The sequence below is a fragment of the Clostridium sp. CTA-1 genome (assembly GCF_054768215.1).
Genome location: NZ_BAAAAP010000004.1, coordinates 90975 through 117024, shown reverse-complemented (window position 1 = coordinate 117024; position 26050 = coordinate 90975). Strand labels below are relative to the sequence as shown.

At 28.2% G+C, this 26050-nt stretch carries 21 protein-coding genes; all 21 read right to left on the bottom strand.

All coding sequences use genetic code 11. The features are described 5' to 3' along the window. Positions 1–93: 93 nt before the first annotated feature. The 21 genes from ade to ACYUEW_RS04390 all read right to left on the bottom strand — a co-directional run bounded on the left by ade (position 94) and on the right by ACYUEW_RS04390 (position 26008). The gene (ade, locus tag ACYUEW_RS04490; protein ID WP_460276297.1) at positions 94–1893 is read right to left on the bottom strand and encodes an adenine deaminase; all 1800 of its coding nucleotides are present in this window, start codon (positions 1891–1893) and stop codon (positions 94–96) included. Between the two features lie 260 nt (positions 1894–2153). Further along, positions 2154–3158 (bottom strand): sugar kinase, encoded by a 1005-nt coding sequence (locus ACYUEW_RS04485; RefSeq protein ID WP_003487591.1) that lies wholly within the window; start codon positions 3156–3158, stop codon positions 2154–2156. Position 3159: 1 nt separating this feature from the next. Continuing rightward, positions 3160–3807 (bottom strand): bifunctional 2-keto-4-hydroxyglutarate aldolase/2-keto-3-deoxy-6-phosphogluconate aldolase, encoded by a 648-nt coding sequence (locus ACYUEW_RS04480; protein ID WP_460276296.1) that lies wholly within the window; start codon positions 3805–3807, stop codon positions 3160–3162. 51 nt (positions 3808–3858) lie between these two features. Beyond that, the gene (ilvD, locus tag ACYUEW_RS04475) at positions 3859–5574 is read right to left on the bottom strand and encodes a dihydroxy-acid dehydratase (RefSeq protein ID WP_460276295.1); all 1716 of its coding nucleotides are present in this window, start codon (positions 5572–5574) and stop codon (positions 3859–3861) included. Between the two features lie 137 nt (positions 5575–5711). After that, positions 5712–6185 (bottom strand): PTS sugar transporter subunit IIA, encoded by a 474-nt coding sequence (locus ACYUEW_RS04470; protein WP_460276294.1) that lies wholly within the window; start codon positions 6183–6185, stop codon positions 5712–5714. 12 nt (positions 6186–6197) lie between these two features. Beyond that, entirely contained in the window at positions 6198–7532 is a 1335-nt protein-coding gene (locus ACYUEW_RS04465) for a 6-phospho-alpha-glucosidase (protein ID WP_460276293.1), read from the bottom strand. Positions 7533–7870: 338 nt separating this feature from the next. Next, on the bottom strand, positions 7871–9454 hold the full coding sequence (locus tag ACYUEW_RS04460; RefSeq protein ID WP_460276292.1) for a PTS transporter subunit EIIC: 1584 nt from the start codon (positions 9452–9454) through the stop codon (positions 7871–7873). Between the two features lie 118 nt (positions 9455–9572). Continuing rightward, the gene (locus ACYUEW_RS04455; protein ID WP_043031031.1) at positions 9573–10334 is read right to left on the bottom strand and encodes a MurR/RpiR family transcriptional regulator; all 762 of its coding nucleotides are present in this window, start codon (positions 10332–10334) and stop codon (positions 9573–9575) included. Positions 10335–10560: 226 nt separating this feature from the next. Continuing rightward, the gene (locus ACYUEW_RS04450; protein ID WP_460276291.1) at positions 10561–12057 is read right to left on the bottom strand and encodes a methyl-accepting chemotaxis protein; all 1497 of its coding nucleotides are present in this window, start codon (positions 12055–12057) and stop codon (positions 10561–10563) included. Positions 12058–12432: 375 nt separating this feature from the next. Then, a complete protein-coding gene (locus tag ACYUEW_RS04445) occupies positions 12433–13071 on the bottom strand; it encodes an NAD(P)-dependent oxidoreductase (RefSeq protein WP_042385845.1) in 639 nt (212 codons plus the stop codon). A 26-nt stretch (positions 13072–13097) separates the two neighbouring features. Continuing rightward, a complete protein-coding gene (locus ACYUEW_RS04440) occupies positions 13098–13703 on the bottom strand; it encodes a DsbA family oxidoreductase (RefSeq protein ID WP_460276290.1) in 606 nt (201 codons plus the stop codon). Between the two features lie 151 nt (positions 13704–13854). Continuing rightward, positions 13855–14286, bottom strand: a complete 432-nt coding sequence (locus ACYUEW_RS04435) for an Rrf2 family transcriptional regulator (protein WP_003355791.1) — start codon at positions 14284–14286, stop codon at positions 13855–13857. Positions 14287–14721: 435 nt separating this feature from the next. Further along, positions 14722–15276: a DUF1003 domain-containing protein gene (locus ACYUEW_RS04430; RefSeq protein ID WP_265203713.1), complete on the bottom strand. Its 555-nt coding sequence runs from the start codon at positions 15274–15276 to the stop codon at positions 14722–14724. Between the two features lie 342 nt (positions 15277–15618). After that, entirely contained in the window at positions 15619–15816 is a 198-nt protein-coding gene (locus tag ACYUEW_RS04425; RefSeq protein WP_003356423.1) for a cold-shock protein, read from the bottom strand. A 487-nt stretch (positions 15817–16303) separates the two neighbouring features. After that, positions 16304–17065, bottom strand: a complete 762-nt coding sequence (locus ACYUEW_RS04420) for a MurR/RpiR family transcriptional regulator (protein ID WP_003487623.1) — start codon at positions 17063–17065, stop codon at positions 16304–16306. A 299-nt stretch (positions 17066–17364) separates the two neighbouring features. After that, entirely contained in the window at positions 17365–17874 is a 510-nt protein-coding gene (locus ACYUEW_RS04415) for a PTS sugar transporter subunit IIA (RefSeq protein ID WP_003487624.1), read from the bottom strand. A gap of 257 nt (positions 17875–18131) precedes the next feature. Continuing rightward, positions 18132–19457 carry a 6-phospho-alpha-glucosidase gene (locus ACYUEW_RS04410; protein ID WP_265203712.1) on the bottom strand — a complete coding sequence of 442 codons (1326 nt, stop codon included), beginning with the start codon at positions 19455–19457 and terminating at the stop codon, positions 18132–18134. Between the two features lie 316 nt (positions 19458–19773). Then, positions 19774–21345 carry a PTS transporter subunit EIIC gene (locus ACYUEW_RS04405; RefSeq protein WP_460276289.1) on the bottom strand — a complete coding sequence of 524 codons (1572 nt, stop codon included), beginning with the start codon at positions 21343–21345 and terminating at the stop codon, positions 19774–19776. Positions 21346–21808: 463 nt separating this feature from the next. Further along, positions 21809–23023 (bottom strand): alanine racemase, encoded by a 1215-nt coding sequence (gene alr, locus ACYUEW_RS04400; RefSeq protein ID WP_265203396.1) that lies wholly within the window; start codon positions 23021–23023, stop codon positions 21809–21811. A gap of 230 nt (positions 23024–23253) precedes the next feature. After that, positions 23254–25224 (bottom strand): FtsX-like permease family protein, encoded by a 1971-nt coding sequence (locus tag ACYUEW_RS04395; protein WP_003487628.1) that lies wholly within the window; start codon positions 25222–25224, stop codon positions 23254–23256. A 13-nt stretch (positions 25225–25237) separates the two neighbouring features. Beyond that, on the bottom strand, positions 25238–26008 hold the full coding sequence (locus tag ACYUEW_RS04390; RefSeq protein WP_085333797.1) for an ABC transporter ATP-binding protein: 771 nt from the start codon (positions 26006–26008) through the stop codon (positions 25238–25240). Positions 26009–26050: the final 42 nt, after the last annotated feature.

Here is a 26050-nt window from a genome sequence, read left to right as displayed (position 1 = left end):
AAAGAGAATCATCACATTAAAATTTTTACAATTCATGCGATAACTCTCTTAATAATTAAAAATAATTATAAATTTAAAATATGTTTCTCTAATTTATTCTTCTACAAATAATGATACAAATTCAAACTTATTACAATCAACTAACCCTCTATTAGTTAATCTTAATTCTGGTAGACAGGCAAGTGGAATAAGTGCCATTGTCATAAATGGTGAAACTATATCACATCCAATTTCTTTCCATGCACTATCTAGTTTTTCTACCATTTCTGCCATTTCTTCTAAAGGCTTATTACTCATAAGTCCTGCTATTGGTAATGGAACTAAACCTAATACTTTACCATCTTGTACAGCTACCATTCCTCCACCACATTCTATTAATGTATTAGCAGCTAATGCCATATCTTCATCATTTGTTCCTATAACTAATAAGTTGTGAGCATCATGGGCAACTGTTGCAGCCATAGCTCCTCTCTTAATACCAAAACCTTTAACAAAACCATATCCTGCTTTTCCTGTTTCATGGTGTCTTTCAAATACAACTGCTTTTAAAACATCTTTACTTGAATCACATTGAACTTTATCATCTTTAACTTTAAGCTCAATATGTCTCTCATATGTACCAACCCTTTCAGGTATAATTTCAATAACTCTTGCAGTTATTTTTTCTTTATTAGAAGCCATAATATTAAAGGAAGCTGGTGTTATTTTATCTTTAATATGCATTGAATGCATAGCATCTTCAGGATAATCATATTTAGCTATTGATGTAGTTAACACTCCATCCTTTGCAACTAAGTTTCCATCTATAATAACTTTTGTTATTTTTACATCTTTTAAATCTTCTATAAGTAAAATATCTGCACATTTTCCTGGAGTTATAGAACCTAATTCATGATCCATTTGGAAACATTGTGCACAGTTTATTGTTACCATTTGAATTGCAGTTAATGGTTCTATTCCTTCTTCTATAGCACGTTTTATAATATGATCTAAGTGTCCATCCTTAAGCAATGTATGTGGGTGAGTATCATCAGATATTAAAACAGCAAATCTACTATCTACTTTATTTTCTGTAATGGCTTTACTTACTTCCTTTAAGTCATGCCATGCAGAGCCTTCTCTAAACATCGCATACATTCCAAGGCGCATTTTAGCAAGAGCATCTTCAGCTCTTGTAGATTCATGACAACATCTCACACCTGATGCAATATATCCATTTAATCCTTTTCCTGTTTCAGGTAAAGAATAATGTCCTGTTACTGTTTTACTAGCTTTTAAAGTTTCTCCTACTACTCCATGAGCATGATCTGTAGAATAAAGTATACCTGGGAAGTTCATCATTTCTCCTAATCCAACTATTTCATCCCACTTCATTGTTTCTCTAACATCTTCTGGTCCTACAGCTGCTCCTGTATCTTCAAAACCTGGAACTGCTGGTACACAAGATGGTGTGGTTACCATATTTTTAAGTGGAGTACCCTTGCCATCTTCAATCATATAACGTACACCATTTAATCCAAGTACATTACAAATTTCATGTGGATCCATATATATTCCAATAGTACCATGTGGAACTACTGAACGAGCATATTCACTTACACTTAGCATTGATGATTCAACATGAATATGACCATCTAAAAAGCCTGGTGCAATATACTGTCCTTTTGCATCAATTACCTCTGTGTTTTCCCCTATACAATGTTTTGCGTCACCTACTAACGCAATTCTCCCACAGCTAATTGCTACATCTGTATTTTCAATAACTTCTCTTGTACAAACATTTATAAGTTTTGAATTTATAATAACCATATCCGCTGGTTCAAAGCCCTGTGCCACACTTGATAAAGTTTTACTTACCTCCCAAAGAGGCTTTGTATCAAATTTATTAAACATATCCCCGTCTCCTTTTATATTTTTATAGATTTCTCTTTTTATATTTTTATACATTATATTATATTTTTATAATATATTCCACATTATTCATCCATTGTTTACAATTTTATTCGTCCATTTCATTACATTTTCTTTAATTCTTTGCTATTTGTTCGTAAATACTAACTTAGAAAATATATATTCTGCTTTAGTATACTTCAAGGCATTAGGGATAATATATGGATAAAGTCATTGAACCAATCTTCTAAACTGTTTATTAATTATCTTGATATTCTTCCAATTCCATTACTTATAAAATTTTCTACCTCTTCGATATTTACTAAATTTGCATCTCCATGTATACTATGTTTTAAAACTGAACATGCTGTAGCGAATTCACAAGTATATTGAGAAGACTTTTTATTTACAATACTATAAATTACTCCTGCTGTTAGGGCATCCCCTGCTCCTATTCTATCTATAATATCATCAAAGGTATGTTTCTTAGATGAATATAGTTTATTATTTGTATAGTAATTACATTGTACGCTATTTGCACTTACTGATTTAATCTCTCTAATTGAAGAAAAAATATGTTTTATATTAGGATAAGATTTTGTAATCTCATTATAGTAGTAGTTTAACTTTTCATGCTTGTCTTCTAAATCACAGCTCATATCTAATATATTTTCTGCATCTAATATTCCAGCAGAAAATATATTAATATATGGTAATATTTCTTTTGTTGCCTTTCTTGCTTCTTCTAAAGTCCACATTTTAGCTCTATAATTAGAATCATAGCTTACCAAAATATTATTATTCTTACAGTACTTTAATATTTTTAATGTTACCTTTCTTACTTCTTCCGAAATAGCTAATGTAATTCCTGAAAAATGAAATACATCTGCATCCTTTAGTGCTTCTTTTATATTGATATCTTCATCCGTGATAGATCCAAAAGCAGAATTATCCCTATCATAAATAATCTTTGAAGATCTATTTCCACTACCTACCTCTACAAAATATATAGGAGTTCTTTTGTTTTCTCTTTTAATAAAAGATGTTTCTACTGATTTCTCTTTTAGATAGTTAATTATGCCTTCTCCTATTTGATCCTTTGAAACCTTTGTAATCATTCTAGTTTCAATTCCAAATCTAGATAGTGATATTAAAACATTTGCTTCTCCACCACCATAATTAGCATGAAATTCTTTAGAGTTTAAAAAAAGCATTCCTTTCTTAGTAGATAATCTAAGTAATATCTCTCCAAAACCAACTACTTTCATCTTATATACCCCTTGCTTTATTAAATTTATCTACATATTGATTACAAACTGCTTCTATTTCATCAAATTTTCCTAACTCTCCAAGTTTATTTAATTCTCCACCAATACCTACTAAATCTACATCTGTATTTGCCCATGAATCTATGTTATCTAAGTTCACTCCACCTGTTACCATTATATTTACATATGGTAATGGTCCTTTAATAGACTTTATATAACCTTGTCCAAATGCACTTCCTGGAAATACCTTCACAATATCTACTCCACTTTCATAGGCTGTGACTATTTCAGTTATAGTCATTACTCCTGGTATATATGGAATATTATATCTATTGCAAATCTTTGCTGTTTCTTCACTAAGTGATGGAGAAACTATATATTTTGCTCCTCTTAATATTGCCATTCTTGCTGTTTCTGAATCCAAAACTGTTCCAGCACCTATAACAACCTCATCATCTTTTGAATACTTCTCTGAAAGTTCTTCTATTATATCATTAGCAAATTTATTTGTGTATGCAACTTCTATAGCTTTAACATTTCCTTTAATACAGCTTTCTGATATTTTAATACCTACTTCCTTTGTTTCTCCACGAACAACTGCTACTATCTTACATTTTTTTAGAGCATTTAAAACCTTCATCTTAATCACAATAAAAACCTCCATAAATCTATTATTGTACTAACTCTTACAGAAATATTATTATTTCATATATCCACCCTTCATTGGTGAAACTGCTCTTTCTGAAAATATCTTTAATATTCCTGATTTATATTTATTTTCTCTTTTTTCCCATTTAGCTTTACGTTCTACTAAAACCTTATCTATGGCTTCTTCACTTAATTTTTGTCCATTAATGCCAACTAATTGTAGTATTCTTTTCTCTATATCTATTTCAATTAAATCATTCTCTTCAACTAAAGCAATTGGCCCTCCAACTGCTGCTTCGGGAGAAACATGTCCTATTGCAGGACCTTTAGATGCTCCTGAAAATCTTCCATCTGTAATAAGTGCAATACTTGCAGATAATTGTTTATCAGAGGATATTGCTTCTGTTGTATAAAACATTTCAGGCATTCCACTACCTTTTGGTCCTTCATATCTTATAAACACAGCATCTCCTGGATTTATTTTTTTAGATATGATAGCTGCTATTGCTTCTTCTTCACTATCAAAAGGTCTTGCCTTTAAAATTCCTTTATGCATTTCTTTTGGTACAGCTGAATGTTTAACTACTGCTCCTTCTGGCGCTATATTTCCTTTTAAAATTGCAATAGCTCCATTTTTACCTATAGGTTCACTTATTGGTCTTATAACATCTCTTCTTGTAAGTCCAACCTTTTTAAGGTATCTATCACAATTCTCATAATATCCATTCTTCTTTAAGTCTTCTAAATTCTCACCTAAAGTTTTACCTGTAACAGTCATTACATCTAGATGTAATAAATTCTTTACTTCTTCCATTATTGCTGGTACTCCGCCTGCATAATAGAAATATTCTGCTGGCCATTTTCCTGCTGGACGTATATTTAAAAGATATGGAGCATATCGATGTATTCTATCAAAACTTTCTTCATCAATTTTTATGCCAAACTCATGAGCTATAGCTGGAATGTGTAATAAGGAATTAGTAGATCCTGAAATTGCTGCATGAATTATAATTGCATTTTCAAAGGACTTTTCTGTAACTATATCCTTTGGTTTAAGATTCATCTTTACTAGTTCAACAACTTGTTTCCCAGCTTCTATTGCAACATCTTCTAAATCTTTGCAAGTTGCAGGCATTAGGGCACTGCCAGGTAACATCAATCCTAAGGCTTCTGCCATAACTTGCATTGTTGAAGCTGTTCCCATAAAGGAGCAAGCTCCACAAGATGGACATGCATTGTGTTTATAATAAGTTAATTCTTCCTCTGTAATTTCTTTTCGTTGATACATAGCACTATAAGCACCAATTTGTTCTAAAGTTAAAAGATTAGGCCCCGCTTCCATAACGCCACCTGTAACAACAATTGATGGTATATTAATTCTTCCTATAGCCATTAAGTGAGATGGAACAGCCTTATCACAGCTTGATATAAATACCCCTCCATCAAAAGGAGTGGCATTGGCATGAATTTCTATAAGTGATGTTATAGTATCCCTAGAGGCTAATGAATAGTTGATTCCATCATGACCTTGAGCCATACCATCACATATATCTGTTGCAAAATATCTGGCAGCTTTTCCTCCCTTTTCTGCTACACCCTGTACCGCATTATTGGCAAATTTTATTAAATGAGCACTTCCTGGGTGACTATCTCCAAAGGTACTTTCAACTATAATTTGAGGTTTAGATAAATCTTCAACTGACCATCCCATACCCCTACGAAGTGGATCCATTTCTGGAGCAATCTTTCTAATATCTTGACTAATCATATTAACCTCCTTATTTAACATAAATATTTCCTTTATATGCTTCTTGTTTAAAACATAGCTCGAAACATGGCATATCCACTTTCCGAGCTTTTACTAAATATATTTTATAGATGTATTTACGATAAAATTTTTATTTATTAAGAAAATTCAATTACCGGAGTTTCTCCACCTTCAACACTGATATCCTCATATTTTTTACTTATATTGCTACCATTAGGTTCAGTAATAATCATCATTGTTATAGGAGAGTATCCTTTTGATATAATATAATCCTTATCAAACTTTAGTAAGGGTGTTCCTAACTTAACCTTTTGTCCTTCTTCAACTAATACTTCAAAGCCTTTACCTTCTAGACTTACAGTATCAATACCTACATGAATTAATATTTCGACACCATTGTTCATTAATAAGCCAAGTGCATGTTTTGAACCTTTCATTATCAATTTAACTAGACAATCACAAGGTGCTACTATAACTTTATCTGTTGGATCAATAGCTATGCCATCTCCCATCATTAGAGAAGAAAAAACTTCATCTTTTACATTGGTTAATGCTACACTTTTCCCACTTACTGGAGAATATAATTTCTTTTTCTTAAATATTTGAAACATAATTAATCTCCTTTACTTTAATTCTGGCCAATACTCTTTATTAGCTTCGATTAAATCGTCTAAAACAGCTTTTGCCACACTAGCACTTGGTACTGTTTTGGAAAGAGTTAATGCTTGCCATAATTTTTGATAGCTTCCTTCTATCCATGATTGGACAACTAATTTTTCTACTGATACTTGTTGTTCCATTAATCCTTTTTCAAATTGAGGAATTTTGCCTTGAACTAATGGTTCTGGTCCATTGCTTCCTACAATGCAAGGTACTTCTACCATAGCTGTTGGATCAAAGTTTTCTATTGCTCCATTATTTTCTACAATGCATAGCATTCTTTCATGAGTGTTATAAGCAATAGCTCTTGCTAAGTCAACAATAAATGAAGCATGAGAATCTATATGGAATTCTCCACCTTTTGCTGTACCAGCTTTAACTATTTCTTTTGCAGCAGTAAATACGGACTTTTCTCTTCCGTTCATTACTTCATTAGCCCTTGTATATTCAGCATTTGAATGCTCCACAACATAATCTGGATATAAATAATATTTTAAATATGTGTTTGGCAAGAAATTAGGTTCAATAGCTAATAAATCTTTTGCTTTTTTATGAGTTTCTTGCCAACTTGGTTCTGTGTGTTGTGTATCTACTTCTACTTGATTTAAATAACCGTTTTCTGCTACATAAGCCTTTAGTTTTGGCATTAAATCATTTCCTTGCTTATCTCTAACACTTGTCCACCATCCAAAATGATTCAATCCAAAATAGTTAACTTCTAAATCTTCTGGAGTTAATCCTACTATTTGAGACATACGGCGAAGAGTACCAACTGGCATATCACAAATATTTAGTACTTTAGAATTTGGCTTTAATATACGGCATGCTTCTGCAACTATAGCTGCTGGGTTTGAATAATTTAACATCCAACAATTTGGAGAATACTTTTCCATAATATCTATTAGTTCCATCATTCCACCAATAGAACGCATTCCATATGCTATACCACCTGATCCACAAGTTTCTTGTCCAACAACACCATATTTTAAAGGAATCTTTTCATCCTGCTCACGCATTTCATATTTTCCAACACGAATATGAGCCATGCAAAAATCTACATCAGTAAATGCTTCTTTGGGGTCAGTTGTATATGTGAATTCTATTTCTGGTGCATTCTCTTTTAATAGTATTTCTAAAGCTTTTCCTATTGTTTCTTGACGCTTTCCATCATTATCATATAACTTTAATTTGCGTAATGGGAAACGATGAATATTATCTAATAACATCATTACTATGCCTGGTGTAAATGTACTTCCTCCACCTGCAATAACAATTGAAAATTTTTTATTTTGTTCCATAAAATTAACCACCTTTTTTTATATTTTATAGGACTTTTTCTTTTAATATTTATTTTTATAAATTCTATAATATTTTTATTGACTTCTTACAAGCTGATTATAGTAAAGTTATTTATTAGAGTAAACAATTTGAAGAGGTAAAAATACATGTTACTTGAACTAACAACCTGTTTCATAATTAATAGAATTTTTATTCAAGTTCCAATTTACTATATCTTTATAAGGGGCTGTTGCACTAAGAATAAATCCTACAATATATTGTGTTAACTTTAAATTTGCAAAACAATATATTGTATGTAAATTTTTTAATGCCACAGTCCCTAACTAAATTTTTTATTCTAATTTGATTCTATTCCAAGATATTCGTCTACGTTCTTTCTTACACTTGTAACCTTTAAACCATAGACAACCTGTACGTTTTCTCCTTTAATTATTACTCCATTTGCGGCTGTTTCATTTTTTAATAATTGTTCATTAACTAATGAAGAATCTTTTACAACTAATCTTAATCTAGTGTAACAATTATCAACTTTTAGTATATTATCCTTACCACCTAAGCCTTCTACTACAACTGGCGCAATACTTGAATCTCCTGATTTTGCACTTACTTTAGACTTTTCTTTATAATCTTTTTTAGTATATAACTTTGTATTTCCATTTTCTTCTCTTCCTGGAGTTTTAAGTTTGAATTTAACTATTAAAAATCTGAATATAACATAATATATAACGAATTGTCCTAAACCAACTAAGATAAACATTGGCCAGACTGTTTTAGCAACTCCAAGAGGTATATTATATAATAAGAAGTCTATTAGCCCATTTGGTCCTATAGCTGTGACCCCTAGAATATTTAATACTACCATTCCTAATCCACTTAATACTGCATGTATAACAAATAATATTGGTGCTACGAACATAAATGAAAATTCTATTGGTTCTGTTACTCCTGCTAATATTGATGTAACTGCAGCTGGAATTAAAATTGCCTTTATCTTAGACTTATTCTCTGGCAATGCAGTATGATACATAGCTAAACATGCACCAATTAAGCCAAACATTTTTGACAATCCTCTAGCATCCCAAATTACTGATGCTGATAATTTTGCTATATTAGGATCAGCCATTTCTGCAAAGTATATATTTCTTGCCCCTTCAAATACTTTTCCTCCTATTTCAGCCACTCCACCTAAAGGACTATATAAAAATGGAGTATAAACTAAATGATGCAATCCAGTAGGAATAAGTAATCTCTCCAAAGTACCATAAGTAAATATACCAAAGTTTCCTGCTCCTGTTATAAAATTACCAAGACTTGAAATTAAATATTGTACTGAAGGCCATACATAACTCAATATTATTGCTAGAAAAACAGTAATAGGTATTAATATTATAAATACTAGTCTTGAGCCACCATAAATTTGAAAAGCTCCATCAAATTCTTTTTCACAAAATCTATTATGTATATAAGCAACAACAATACCTAAAATAATTCCTAAGAAAACTCCCATATCAAGAACTTGAACACCTAAAACCATAGTTTGACCAGATCCCCTTAAGGCATCTTGTGGTGCTAATCTATTATTTAATTCTAAAAAAATGTTCATTGCGTTTATAAATACTAAGAATACTAAAAGTGATGTAAATCCTGCTTCTGCTTTCTTTTTCTTAGAAAGTCCTACTGCAAGACCGACACAAAATATAATTCCTAAATTAGTTAAAATTGAAACTAATGAACCAGATAACATTTTTCCTAATCCAAATATCATTCCATTCTTTAAAAATGGAAGGTATTCTGCTAGTTTGGCATTTGTTAAAATGTTCCCTATTGCGATTATTATACCGGCTATTGGTAATATCAATACAGGAACAAACATTCCTTTAGAAAAGTTTTGTAATTGATTTAATATCTTCTCTTTCATCATTGTAACCCCCATTATTTATTTTTCAGAAACCATTTACATTTCAAATTATAATAATTAACTATCTTTATGTATATAGATTTTCCTATGTAAAAAACGTGTTACCTCTTTAGATAACACGTTACTCTCCATTACTATTTTTCTTTTTATAATATTCATATACTAATAACTCTATTAACACTAGTACCTTTGGGAAAAATGTGTTTGGCATTAAATTTCTATCATCTAGTTTGTTTGTATCTTGAATCTTAAATCTTATATCAGAAAGCTTACTTATGCTATTTTCTCTTTCATTTGTAAAAGATACAACTTTAATATTGTGTTCTTTTGCTGTTATAACTTTATTTAACACCATTGGTGTTTCTCCAGATTTAGATATTACTATAATAGCATTTATAAAATCTAAATTATTTTCAAATACTCCTATAGAATCTGTCCCATTAGACAAAATACATCTCTTACCCATAACTAGAAGTTTCTTATTTATATATTCTGCAACAATACCAGAAAAACCATTTGCATATATAAAAATAAACTTATGATCATCATTAAATAAAATATCTATAAAACCATTAATTGCCTCTTTACTATTTTCTTCTAATAGGCTATCCATATTTAGACTTTCTATGAAGCTACTATCATTTAAATTATCTTTTAATTCATTTTTAGTTAAAGATAATAAATTGTATTGCATTTCTAAAAAACCAGAATAACCAAGTTTTTTAGCTAATCTCATAATAGTAGATGTTGATGTAAAATTATTTTTTGCTACTCCCCTTACTCCCATCTTATTTATATAATTAATATTATCTATCATATAATTGAGGACTTCTATTTCTATTTCTGTAAGTCCCTTATTTTGAATAAACTTGGATATGTCCATTACATTGCCTCCATAAATAATTTAAAAATTAATAAATAGTATTTGTAAAGTTTATTATTTTAAACTAAATTATATCATAATCTTAAACTTTATTATGTTCTATTTTAGGAATAAATACATAAAGTAAGGACCATACTATTTTCCCAGTACAGTCCTATTTTTCCCTTAAATCACTTTTAAAAAGTATAATATTTTAATGCATTATTTTTTATAAATTTACTTAATCCTACCTATTGGAAGAAAGGTCTTTTAGATTTTTACTTAATGTTTTAATTTCCTCTATAGCTGATGCCATTGAACTAATCTTTTCACCTTGCTCCCTAATTATGCCTTCGATTTCTTCTGTGGACGCTGAATGTTCTTCAGTAATACTTCCTATTCCCTCAAGCTCCATTTTTATAGGAACAAAATTCTCTACTACATTTTCAACAAATCTATGTTCTTCATCTAAATATCCACTCATTTTTTCAAAATACTCTTGAATTTTACCAAAAGAAGTATAAACATTATCAACAACCTTGGTTCCCTCTTCTGCGGCTGTATTACCCTCAGATACCTTAATAACTGCATCATTCGTAATAAGATTAATTTCTGTAATAATTTCATAGATATTTTTTACTATTTCAGTTGTTTGCTGAGCTAGTTTTTTAACTTCTTCTGCGACTACTGAAAATCCCTTGCCATATTCACCTGCCCTAGCAGCTTCTATACTTGCATTTAATGACAACAAATTAGTTTGAGCTGAAATTTCATAAATACTATTAATCTCACAATTTATTTTATCAATACTACCTTTTAATGTATTTACTGTATCTAAAGATACCTCTACCGCGCCTTTTATCATTTTCATAGTGCTATTCATAGAGTTAATTTTTTCAGACTCATCAATAACATTTCCCTTCATTTCATTTGATGTTGTAGATATTCTATTAGATATATTTCTCACCTTGTCTAGTGAAGAATTAGATTTCTCTATTCCTAAATTTATACCTAAAATGCTCTCTACTATTTCTTGAACTCCAATATTTATTTGACCCATAGTATTGCTTATATCATCACTAGTGGCATTAACAAGGTTAATATCTTCAGAAAAAATATCTATATTATTATCTAAATCGGTAGTACTCTCTTTAATATTTAATAAAAGTAAATCTAATTTATCAAGTAACTCCTTACTTTCTAAAGATTTATTATTTGCTGACTGAATTAGATTGCCACCCCAACTAGTAAGGCAATAAATTAAAATTATAACACCGTTTAATATTACAAAAAAATTTAACATGTTTGAAAATGAAAAATTTTTACTCAAAATGCTACTAGGATTTACTAAAAACAAAATTATAACACACGTATCTAAGAGAACTGCATTTATAACTAACAAGTTTTTTCTAAAGTATAATGTTGCACATATAATTCCTGCAATAAAAACTAATATATCAGAAGCTATAGTTTTGTCGTTAAAATTTCCTAATAAAAAATATCCAAAGTTTGAAAATATTATAACTGAACTAAAGATTATTGCCTTTGTCATATCCTTTAGCTTTAAAAAATATACTACTGTTGAAACTATAATTACTATTATAAAGGGGAATAATTCATCTATATTTATTACAAAGTTAGTCATTGACATAGTGGTTAGACTCATAAGTAAACACATTGCAAATATAGTTATATAATTAACCTTATGTATTTTTTCAAAACTAAAACTCCAAGTTTTCTCCATTTTATGCGCCCCTTTTCAGTTTAAATTAAATTTATTTTAAATATTCACTGTAAATATCGATACTAGTTATTATAATCTTAACTTAAAATTACAAAAAAAATTGTTATTTGTATTTTATAATCATTTAAAGTCATATTTTCTTTTATTTGAATTTAAATCATTTTCATACAAATAAGAACCTATGACAAAACTATCATAGGTTTTACCTGTAAATGTTAAGGAAACTGCTTAAATTGGGGTGATATTTTTTATATTTTATTCTCTTATTTTTGTGAATATCAATATACAAGCTCATTACATTTTATTTACTTTATTAATATACTATTGTCTATATAAAGATACTAAACATAATATCTTCACTTTTAAATCTGTATTTTACTTATATGCTACTGTAAATCTACTTCTAATATGTTTAGGAGTTTCAATTTCATCTACCATAGCTACCGCAAAATCTTCAAAAGAAATTTTACTTTCTCCTTTTTCATCCACAACCAAATATTCATCTCCAACAGAGTATCTTCCTGTTCTTATTCCTGGTGATATTAATGCTGCCGGACTTAAATATGTCCAATTTATTTCTTTTTCATTTCTATATATATCTAAAGATTTTGAATGAGCTAAAGCTATTGGTTTCCAATCCTCTGGGAATCCTTCTGTATGGACTAATTCTACGTCTCCTTGAACCTTTAAACTTCCTGCTCCACCCATTGTTACAAGTCTTTTAACATTTAATTTTTTAGCTAAAGTTATTAGATTCTTAGTTGCTTCTATTAATGTATCTTCTTTTCCAACCTTAGGTCCAAAAGCACTAACCAAAATATCTACTTCCCCTAATTTATCCTCTAATGTATCTAATTTTAAAATATCTCCTTGCATTACAGTTAAATTTTCATTAGTATCTTTTATCTTTGATACATCCCTTACAATAGCGATAACCTCATGTCCTCTGTTTAGAGCCTCCTTTAATATTACCTTTCCTGCATTTCCTGTTGATCCAATTAAAGCAATTTTCATAATATCTCTTCCTTCCATTTATAAAATTAATTATTTTTTATTAATTGTTTATTTATTATTTTTTCTAAACTTTCTTTTGAAGTATTACCCTGAACTACTTCATCACCTATAATTATTGTAGGTACTGCTGTAATATTAGCTTCTTCATAAGCATGCTTTAATGCTTTTTCTTGCTTATCCTTATATTTTCTGTTTTTTAAAACTTTTATAAATTCTTCTTTATTTAAACCTATTTCTTCAGATAAATTAGCTAATATCTCAATTTTTCCAATATCTAATTCTTCTTGGAAAAATCCCTTAAAAACTCTTTTAATATATTCATCTCCTTTTCCATGCTCACTTGCATAATGATATCCTTCAAAAGCTAAGTTAGTATATGGATGAGGTGAAAGCTTCGGTAATTTCATATCTATTCCTAACTTATTAGCTATGGGTTCAATGAAATTATTCCAGGCATTTAATTTTGAAGGATCATTCCAAGGATCTATTCTAGGTGATGGCTCTGGTCTTAATTCAAAGGGCATCCATTGGATATTTACATCCTTTCCTTTTATGGCTTCACTTAAACTCTCCTCTCCTAAAAAACAAAATGGACAAACAAAATCAAAATATACTTTAATATTTAATGACATTTTAATAACCTCCTATTTTTAGTTGTAACTATTTTGATTACAACAATTCCAAAAAAATTTTCATCTATGCTAATTAACTTATTTCTACAAGTTATGAATTTAATAAGCAGTTGTAACTTTGTGAGTTACACCCATTATAAAAAAAATTGATTTATTTCTTAATTTTTTTTCTTATACCTGTAACTATATATTCCATGGTTACATTCTCTAATACCTGTTCCATAGCTTCTTGGGCATTTAACAAAACACCTTCCATAACAGATTGAATATTTGCACCAATAGGACAATTTATATTTGGTGAGTCATGAAATTGAAATAATTCTCCCTCTTTCACTACATCCACAGCCCTATAAACATCTAGCAATGTTATCTGATCTAAATCCTTTAATAAATAAGCTCCACCAGTACCTGCTATAACATTAACTAAACCAGCTCTTTTTAACATTCCCATTACTCTTCGTATAACAACGGGATTGGTATTTACACTACCTGCTATCCACTCAGAAGTACATAAGTTTTTATCTTCCATAGATAATATGGATAAAATATGAACCGCTACAGAAAATCTACTGCTTATTTTCATTATTATCACTCCCGTTGTAACTATTGTAGTTCTAACTATAATTAAAGTCAATAGTTTTATAAATTCTTTTTACTGTAAAATTATAGTTTTAATGGCAAACAAAGGATAGGTTTATAAAAAATACTGCTTTATTATCAAAAGGCATTACCTTAAAATCAACATATAACTATGTTATTAAAGCTTATGATACTCCAAAAGTTAATTATATAAAACAAGCAGAATGGACTTCCAATTTTATTGAAGATATCAGTAAATTTGGATGATAGCTTTATATTGAATTTAATAAAAATACAAAAATTATCATCTCAATAAGATTTTACTTATTTGGATTGACAAATCTACTTTCATTTTTCATTGGAGGCTTTATTTTTTTCTACATCTATCTATAAGATCTTTAAACCTTTTCAAAATCATTTAGAATAAAGTCATTATAAATTAATTAGGTTTTAATTCTTCTATTTTTTTTAATAATATTTCTTGATTTTTTTTATATTCTTCCTGTTGATCTATTAACATATCAATTTTATTGTACAAATCTTCTATTATAATTTCAGATTTTAAATTAACAAGGTAGTTATTTGCAGCAGTTAATCTATCTCTTTCCGCTTGACGATTTTGTGACATCATTATTATTGGTGCTTGTATAGCCGCAAGACAAGATAATATTAGATTCAAAAATACAAAAGGATATGGATCAAATGATTTATTACTTAGAATAACAGCATTACCTATAATCCAAATCGATAATACTACACCAAAAGTAATTATAAATGTCCAACTTCCACCAAATGTAGCTATTTTATCAGCAGTTCTTTGTCCTAATGTTAAATTGTTATCATGTGCATTATTTATATTCTTTGAAATCTTACCACTAATAAGTTCATGAAATAATTCTTCATCAATATTACTGCCTTTTAAATCCTTATCTTTTTCTAATATTTTTCGTATTAACTCTTCTTTGCTGTAGGACATTACATTCTTATCATCCATAAATAATCTCCCCCTGTTCATTATTTAATTTTTTAATATTTCATATTAATCTTCTACATATTCTAAAATTCTTTCTTATCTTACAACAAGTATTTCTTTATACAATAGTCTATTTCATCCATAATAGTAAATCTTCTTCTTGGTATATATTTTCCTTTATTAGTATAAATTATAATATTTTTAAATAACCTATGCAACTTGTAAGTTTACTTCATATTTTTTAAATAGGCTACTAAAACTTAGGATAATTTTTTCATATTTGAAACAAATCTTGTATAGATTTATAAACAACTAAAAACCCCTTAAATAGACTAGCTATTCAAGGGGTAAAATATTCATTAATTAAATAATAGTGATATTTTCTGCTTGAGGTCCTTTTGGTCCCTTAACAACGTCATAAGAAACTTTTTGACCTTCTTCAAGTGATTTGTAACCTTCTGAATTTATTTGAGAAAAATGTGCAAAAACATCATTTCCATCTTCTCCTGTAATAAATCCAAATCCTTTTTCTCCATTAAACCATTTTACTGTACCATTCATATAATGTGTACCTCCGAAATTTTATTCTTAAATTCATTGTAATAACCCACTAATAAAATTTCGATATCACCATACTATATTTATTAAGTACTAATTGAAATATATTTGTGTTACATTATTTACTCTTAATTTAAGTTCTTATTAAGAATAACACAGTTTATTATATAAAACAAGTTATTTTAATATTAAACAACCCATTTATTAAAGGGAATTTGAAATAAAAAAGACAAAAGATTCATACAAAAACACTCTAGTATTACCAAAAGATATCACTTTAGAATCAGCATATAATGATGTTATTAAAGCCTATGGTACTGGAAAAGTTGATTATATGAAACAAGTAGGATGGTTAAGTGATCTTGATAAATATGGACAAGAACTTCATATTGAATTTGATAAAAATACAAAGCTTATCCCCTTAATAAGATTAGAAAACATACCAATGAAATAAAACATTTTGATGAAATCCAATACTAAATTTTTGGTATTAAACTGAATCAACTTTAATTCTTTCTAAATATTTACCTATTAAAAATTCAAATAGCATTAATGTATTAGGATAGAATGAATTAGACAATTTATTCCGATCATCTATAGTATGCATATCATATATTTTAAAGTTAATATCAGACATTTTAGCTAATGTATTTTCTGCTTCTCCTGTAAAAGAAACTATTTTTATTCCATTTTTCTTAGCAGATTCAGAAGCCCTTACTATAAAATCTGTTTCACCTGATTTAGAAATAGCTATTAGTAATTTAGCTTTTATAGCATTTACATCATAACTTTCATATGCTTCAGAATAAATACATTTAAAACCAAGAACTATAAGTTTTCTAGTAAAATATTGTGCAATAAAGTATGAAAATGCTAACCCATTAGTATATATAACTTCATTTTTATTTTTTATTAATAAATCTATAAAATCACTTATATCTTTATCTTCTATTAGTGCTAACAGTTCTTCTAATTCTACTCCATAATATTTATTATTTTTTCCGCTATTAAAATAATTTCTCTTATCCTTCAAAGTAAAACTTAAATTATAATACATATCTAAGAATCCAGAATACCCTATTTTTTTTGCTAAATTCACAATAGTGGTAGTAGAGGTGTAGTGTTCCTTTGCTACTCCTCTTACCCCTATTTCTTTAACATGGTCTATATTATTTATAATATAAATTAATATATTCTCTTCTACTTTGCTTAAGTGATATTTATCTACAATCTTACTAATATCTAACTTCATATACTTCACCTCTGTTATAAAGACCTTACTATTTAATTGATAAATATTATTTTAATTGCATTACTATATTATATCTCACATTCTGCTGAATTAAAAGTAATGACTACTTGACTAAGCTACTTACCTATAGATATTTTCATTACTAAAATATTAAGTAATACATTTATTAAATACTAGAAAATAAATATAACAAAGGAACATGTGTTAGAAATTTTTATAAACTAATAAACTTAAAATATATAATTATCATAGTTAGAATTCAAAATATGTACATATACTTTATAAAAATTAACAAGATGTTATTTTAAGGTTATTACATTCTGTTCTTTAGCCGCAACCTTTCCAATATTATAACTAAAACTCTTTCCATTAAGCTCCATAAATATTATAGGAACAACAACAGAGGGCACTTTATTCTTTATTTCCTCGATATTAACCTTTAATAAGATCTCCCCTGCCTTTACTACACTTCCTTCCTCAACATAGACCTGAAAACCTTCTCCATTTAAGTTAACTGTATCTAATCCAAAATGGATTAAAATCTCAACTCCGGATTTGCTTTTTATAGAGATAGCATGTTTAGTAGGAAAAACTGCTGTAATCGTTCCATCCACTGGTGAAAATACATCTCCATTTTCAGGTTGTATGGCAAACCCATCTCCCATCATTCTTTGTGAAAATACCTCATCTGGAACATCATCTAGACTTATTATTTCTCCAGAAATAGGACTTACAAATACTTCATTTAAATTTTCTTGTTGAATATCTGATTTATCATTAGATAAAAAAGATTTAAATTTTTTAAACATTTAATTCCTCCTAATAATATCTCGTGTATATTACTACACAAAACTTTTTACTTATTCTATACACAATACATATATAATCTATGTAGTCTATAATTTATTTAACTATATATAAACTGTTTTAGTTTTTACTTTATTACAAATGTATAATTTTCAAAAAAGACTGTCTAAAATAGGTTTTAACCTACTTTTGCCAGTCTCTTTTGATTGTTCCTATTATCTCGTATTTTATAAAAAATATAATAAATTATCTCTAAATACTACTTTAATTCAGGCCAATAATCCTTATTTGCTTCAATTAAATCATCTAAAATATTCTTAGCAACAGATGCACTAGTTACTGTCTTAGAAAGTGTAATAGCTTGCCATAATTTTTGATAAGATTTTTCTATCCAAGCTTCAACTACTAACTTTTCTACAGATACTTGTTGTTCCATTAATCCTTTTTGGAATTGTGGAATCTTACCTACTGATAATGGTTCTGGTCCATTGCTTCCAAGAATACAAGGTACTTCAACCATAGCTGTAGGATCAAAATTTTCAATTATACCATTGTTTTCTACAATTAACAACATTCTTTCCTTTGTATTGTATGCTATAGCTCTTGCAAGGTCAACTATATAAGAAGCATGTTCATCTATGTGAAGTTCACAACCTTCTGTAGATTGTTTTTCTATAACTTTTCTACATTCTCCAAATACAAATTTTTCTCTTCCATCCATTACTTCATTTGCTCTTGTATATTCTTTATTAGCATGTTTAACAACATAATCTTGGAATAAATAATATTTTAAATAAGTATTAGGTAATGTATCTGGATCAACAGCATATACATCTTTTGCTTTAGCAAAGGTATCATTCCAACTTGCTTCAATATGTTGGCTATCTCCCTTATCAACTACATAGCCATGTTTAGAAACATGTTCTTTTATTTTTGGCATTAAATCATTTCCCTCTTTGTCACGTATGTCTGTCCACCAGCCAAAATGGTTAAGTCCATAATAGCGAACTGACATATCCTTTCTTGACTCTAATCCTAAAATTTCAGCCATACGTACTTCTATACCTATTGGCATATCACATATGTTTAATATCTTTGAATTAGGTCTTAATCTTCTAGTAGCTTCTGCAACTATTGCTGCTGGATTAGAGTAATTTAACATCCATGCATTTGGTGAATATTCTTCCATATAATCAAGTATTTCAATAACTCCACCAATAGATCTCATACCATAAGCCATTCCTCCTGGACCACAAGTTTCTTGTCCAAGTACATCATATTTCAAAGGAATTTTTTCATCTAATTCACGCATTGCATATTTACCTACTCTTATATGAGCCATAACAAAGTCTATATCTGTAAAAGCTTCCTCTGGATCTACTGTAGCTAAAAATTCAATTTCTGGTGCCTTCTCTTTTAAAATAACCTTACAAGCTCCAGCAACTACTTCTTGTCTTTCTTTATCATTATCGTATAGCTTTAATTTTTTTATAGGAAATTTATCCAAGTTATCTAACAGCATTAATATTATTCCTGGCGTAAATGTACTTCCACCACCAGCTATTGTTACTGAGAATTTTTTCATAGTTATTCCTTCTTTCTAATTTTATTTTGTATTTATTTTCATATTATAAATTATTTACCATTAATTGTTTTGACTACATCCTTAACTTTATTTGTTTGCTTAATTTTAGGTACTTATTTAAAAAGTATTTTTATTTATTAAGCAATATGTTGCAATTTCTTTTAAGGATATCTCATCAACTTTCTTTACATCATAAATTTTTGATATCAAATGTTTATGATTATAATTTAGCAAACTTTTTAGTCTATTTAAATACAAAAGCCTTATAAAAAAACAAGTTAAGTTAAATAGTAATTCGTTTTGAATTTTTCTAATATTAATTACCAAGATATTTATCTACTATATTTCTGATTCCATTTACTTTTGGTCCATATATTACTTGAACGTTATTACCTTTCTTTATTACACCAGCTGCTCCAGTTCCTTTTAAAGCTGTTTCATCAACTAGGTCTATACTTTTAAGTTTTAACCTTAAACGTGTAAAACAATTATCAACACTTTCTATATTTTCTTTTCCACCTAAGGCTTCAACTACTATCCCTGCTAAATCTGAATCTTTAGATGCCGCAACCTCTCCTGAAGCTTTAGCCAAATTTTCTTTAAAATCTTTTTTAGCTACTAACTTTACTTCCTTATCCTCTCTACCAGGAGTTTTAAGATTAAATTTTTTAATTAAGAATTTAAATACAAAGAAATACACTGCTAATTGTACTAATCCAACAGCTATGAATATAGGCCATTTAGTTTTAGCCATTCCTGCTGGTAAATTATAAGCTATAAAATCTATAAATCCATTCGCTGCAAAAGTTCTAACTCCTAATAATGAAACTACTGCTTCGAATATACCATCCAATACTGAGTGCACTACCCATAAAAATGGTGCTACAAACAAAAATGTGAATTCTAGAGGTTCTGTGATTCCAACTAATATTGATGTCGCTACTGCTGGTATCAATATAGACTTTAATTTAACTTTGTTTTCAGGTTTAGATGTTTTATAAAAAGCTAAGGCTGCTCCTGCCAATCCAAACATTTTAACCATACCATACTGTAAATATTTTGCTGATGGATCAAAAACCTTTATAGCCGGATCAGTTAGCTGTGCTAAGAATATATTGTAAGCTCCATAGTATTTTTGTCCATTTATAATCAATTCTCCTCCAATGTTAGAGTAAGAAAACGGTGTCCATATTAAATGATGTAATCCAGTTGGAATTAAGAATCTATTCAAAAATCCGTATAAAAATACTCCTATAGCTCCGGCTGCATTTATAAAACCTGTTAACGCGCTAATACCAGCAGCTACTACAGGCCAAATATAACTAAACACTACTGCTAATATTAATGTAATAGGAGTTAAAACTATAAATACTAATTTAGTATTTCCATATAATCCAAAGGCTCCTGGGAATTCCTTATTACAATATTTATTATGAATAATTGCCACTACCACACCAAGAATCATTCCTAGAAAAACTCCCATGTCTATTACTTGAAATCCTAGTTGTAGAGTCTGTCCAGTTCCATATAAATCTGCTGGAATCTTATATTCTACTAACTTTCCTGTTAGAGTAAGCCATTGGCTATTAGCTCCCAAATATACTAAATATGAAAATACTGCTACTAGTGCCGCCTCTGCTTTCTTTTCTTTTGCTAATCCCATAGCTATTCCCACACAGAAAATAATACTTAAATTTGTCATAATGGGCCAAAGTCCACTACTAATGAATTTACCTATGTTCATTAGGAACCCACTTTCTCCTACAATAGATGGATTACTTAAAATAGAAGATAAAGCCAAAATTACACCTACAATAGGCAAAAATAATACGGGAACAATTATAGCTTTGGCGAACATTTGCATTTTGTCTACTATTAAATCTTTCACTAATAACATCTCCTTTTTAAACATAGCTTTATTTTGTTTAAATATAACCTATAATTTTTACATAAAGGCTTGAATTTAAGTTGAAAAAATTGTAAAATCAATAATTATTCCGTATATAATATTTCTCTCCTTTCTTTAAAAATTTATTAAAATGTTTACATTTACACTTTAGCAAACTTTTAAATCTACTTGAATATAAAATCAGTATTTAAAAACAATTTAAGTTAATTCATAACATGTTTTTAACGTTTACACTGCTGTAGATTTGGACATTAGAAATATTATTAATCATCTTAAGCTCACTAAATTAATGTGTATATTTGAACATATATATTAATAAATATACATAATAGAAGAATTTATAAGTATAAAATAAATAAAAGCCATCACTCACTTATGATGGCTTTTCATATTTATATAAAATAATCATAATATAATAGATACAAATTCATATTTATTATAATTATTCATTTACTTTTTTATTTATTTGTGACGTTTTCACTATTTTCCCATTCTGTATATAATATCTTGGTATTCTTTTACTTATTCTACTGGTTACTTCATAAGGTATTGTATGCAATAGATCTGCTATATCTTCTACTGCAATCTTTTCATCATTACATTCCCCTATTAATATAACTTCGTCACCAACTTTAACATCACCTACATCTGTTACATCAATCATGCACATATCCATAGTTATTCGACCTACTATAGGTGCACGCCTTCCATTCACAATAACTTGAGTTTTATAAACATTATCTGTATCTGATAATTCTCTTTCATATCCATCTGCATAGCCTATTGGAAGAACAGCTATTTTGCTATTTCTTATTGTTCTAAATCTTCTTCCATAACTAATGGATTCACCTGATTTAATGTCTTTTACAAGAACAATATTTGTCTTTAATGTCATTGTTGGTCTTAAATTTATATTTTCATGATTAACTTCTGATGAAGGATAATATCCATATTGAGCTATACCTGGTCGAATAGCATCTAAATGCGTATATGGTAAGTCTATTAAAGCAGCACTATTAGCAATATGCTTTATATTAATTTTTACATTTTTATCTTTAAGTTTATAATAAAAATCTAAAAATTTTTTAAATTGTTCGTTAGTATATTCTTTATTTTTTTCATCTGCTGTTGAAAAATGAGAAAATAATCCTTCAAATATTATATTTGGTAATTTACTTATTTGATATATTTTTTCTAAATTTTCTTCTGTAGGCAAAAATCCTAATCTTCCCATACCTGTATCAATGTTTACATGAATTTTTACATCTTTACCTAGTTGTTGTGCTTTCTTAGATAATTGCTCCGCATATTTATATGAACTTACAGATACCTCTAAACCATTTTTTATTATGGTTTCAGCATTGTTGCATATTGTTTTTTCATCATATCGCAGTGGAGTGTAGCCTAAAATAATAATAGGTGCTGTAATACCACTATTTCTTAATTCTAGTGCTTCTGAAAGGACTGCTACCGCTAATCTATTGGCTCCATTTTCAAGTAAAAGGGAAGCTATTTCTGAGGCACCATGTCCATATGCATCAGCTTTAACTACACTTATTATTTCCTTGCTTTTAGCAACTCTTCTTATTTCCTTCATATTATGAATTAAATTGTCTAAATTTATTTCAATCCATGCAGGCCTTGAATGTTCAAACATAAATTTCACTCCAAATTTTAAATTTTTATTTAAAGTTATAATTTTAAAAATAAAAACTTACAATATTATAATATAATTTTTATTATAAATGGTGAACTACTTATTATCTATAAATATAAAAAGTTCCAGGCATAACCTGAAACTTTTATAGATTCTAACAATAAAAAACATATTGCTTTTATTTTCTTAGTTATTTAAATTAATACCTATATAAGAAGTACATAAAACAACTAAATGTTCCAACTATTAATTTGTTTCACATACATCCATTTAGCAAATAGATAATATATTATTTGTAGAACTAAATATATTCCTGCAATAAATATGAAATATTTTGTATATAAAAGTCCTACAGATTTTACTGCAAAGGCAGCATGAAGGGTTGCAACTGTAAGTGGTAAGAAGAACATTGTAAAACTTTGAATACTAACTATCCTTTTTATTTCTTCCTGTGTAACACCTATCTTTTTTAGTCCTATAAAATCTTGTTTATCTTTTTGAATTTCATTAAACATTTTAAAATATAATATACTTCCTGTCGCAATAAAAAATATCATTGCTATAAAAGTTCCTATAAATAAAAGTACAGATAAAAATTGCATTAAACCTGCTGCACTTATTACTCTTTCAGTAAAGAATGCTTCTTGACCTTTTGTAACTGAATTTTTTATTTCAGTTACTGCATTAGTAGCCTTTAAATTATGTTTGATGTTATATCCATAATAAATAAGTTTATTATCATCTGAAACATTATTCCACAACTTTTTAAAATCACTATCACTAACAATTATAGTGTTAGTATTTTGGCTATCTGCATTTATAACTCCACCTTTTAAATTATCTAATATGTTAAAACTATTTACTTTACCATCAATATTTAAATTTAAAGTTTTCTGATTCTTAAAAGGAATTTCTATTTTTTCATTAGCTATACCACTAGTTAAATCGTAGGTATATATTACTACTTCTCTATTTTTTAAATCTAAAGATTTCTTATTATACTGTTTTGCAAGTTCGTTAAAACTATTTTCTGACATTATATTAAAATCAGTTTTATTTATTTTTATACCGTAAGTACTTTTCTTACTTTCTATTACTTTATCATTGTTTTTTCCTTTTATTAATTCTATTTTATTTTTATATTTTATATCAAATTTGTATTTCTTTAATATATCTTCAACTTTTCCATTAGCTATAACTTTATGAGAATTTATACCCTGCTCTATAATTCCTATATCCTGTGGGCAATTTTCTTCAAGTGAAGATAGAGTTACCTTTTGCAAAGAATAAACTGATATAGCTGATGCAAGGGTGATTCCACTAAGTATTGAAGTAATAAACAATACCTTTGCATTATCTTTTAATTTATATATAATTTGAGACAATGTTATTAAATTTATCCCTTTATAATAAACACCCTTATTATTTTGAAGCTTATTTGTGAAAAACACACTAAACTGAGAAAATAAAAGTTTAGTTCCTATTATTACAACTATAAGTATTGGAATCATTGTAGCTATAATAGCTGTGCCAGAAAATATCCCTACAATATATCCAGAAATTATAAGTACTATGCCAAGTATTGACTTTATCTTAGAAAACTTTGGTGTTGTCTTAGGTATTCTCTCACCTTTTAATAATTCTGCAATATTGTTATTTTTTATTTTAAAGCTTGTAATAAAACTTATCAGATTAAGAAGTATTAAAAAGCTTAATATTGTTATTTTTACAGCTTTACTTGATATTGAAAATGGAATTTCTGTATTCAAGTCTAAAATTACAGATATAGCCATAAAAAATAATTTTGAAAATAAAGTTCCAAAGAAAAGTCCTGTTATAATAGAAACAATTGAAATTGTTATATTTTCAAACATGACATATCGTCTTATTTGAGTTTTAGTTAAACCAAACATTGATAAAAGTCCAAATTCTTTTTCTCTAGACTTTAAAAAAGTAGTTATTGAATAATTTGAAAATATAAAAGTGAAAATTATTATTACAAACTCGCACAAATACATTAGTTTACTGGCAACTTCACTTATAGTCTTGTCACTAATATTTCCACTACTAACACCTGGATTATATATAAAATTAGCAAATATAAAAAATATAGTTACGACTATTACATTACTCAAATAATACATAGCATATTTATTTAAATTTCCTTTAATATTTTTAATAGCTATATTATTAATTGTCATTTTAATCTTCCTCCTACAGTGTATAATTATTTGATCTACTTCCTAAAAGTGAAAGGGAATCCATAATTTCTTTAAAAAATGCTTGCCTATTTCCCCCATTCACAATTTCTAAAAAGTATTTTCCGTCCTTAATCATAATTATTCTTTTACAAAAACTTGCAGAAAAAGGATCATGAGTAACCATCATTATAGTAGCTTCTTTTTTAGTATTTAAATTTGTTAAAGTTTCCATTACATCCTGAGATGCTTTAGAATCAAGGTTCCCTGTAGGTTCATCTGCCAAAATTATAGAAGGATTATGGATAAGTGCTCTAGCACAAGCTGCTCTTTGCTGCTGCCCTCCTGAAATTTCATAAGGCTTTTTATTTAAAATATCTTTAATATTTAAAAGATTTGCGATATCTTCTACTTTCTTTTCTATTTCACGTACTTTAACCTTTTCTAATACAAGTGGTAATATTATATTTTCCTTAATAGATAAAGAATCTAACAGATTAAAATCTTGAAATATAAAACCTAGTTCTTTTCTTCTAAACAGAGCAATATTTTTCTCATTTAATCTTGTAGGATTTGTACCATTTATAAAAAGTTCTCCTGATGTAGGGGTATCTATAGTTGCCATTATATTTAATAATGTAGTTTTACCACTACCTGAGGGTCCCATTACTCCAACAAATTCCCCTTTTTCAATTTCTAAACTAAATTTATCCAGTGCTTTAAATTTCATTCCACCTTTTTTTCCACCATATATTTTTGTTATATTTTCAACTTTTAAAATTGACATAATAAAAACCTCCTGCTTCATATGTTCTTTTAAACTACAAGT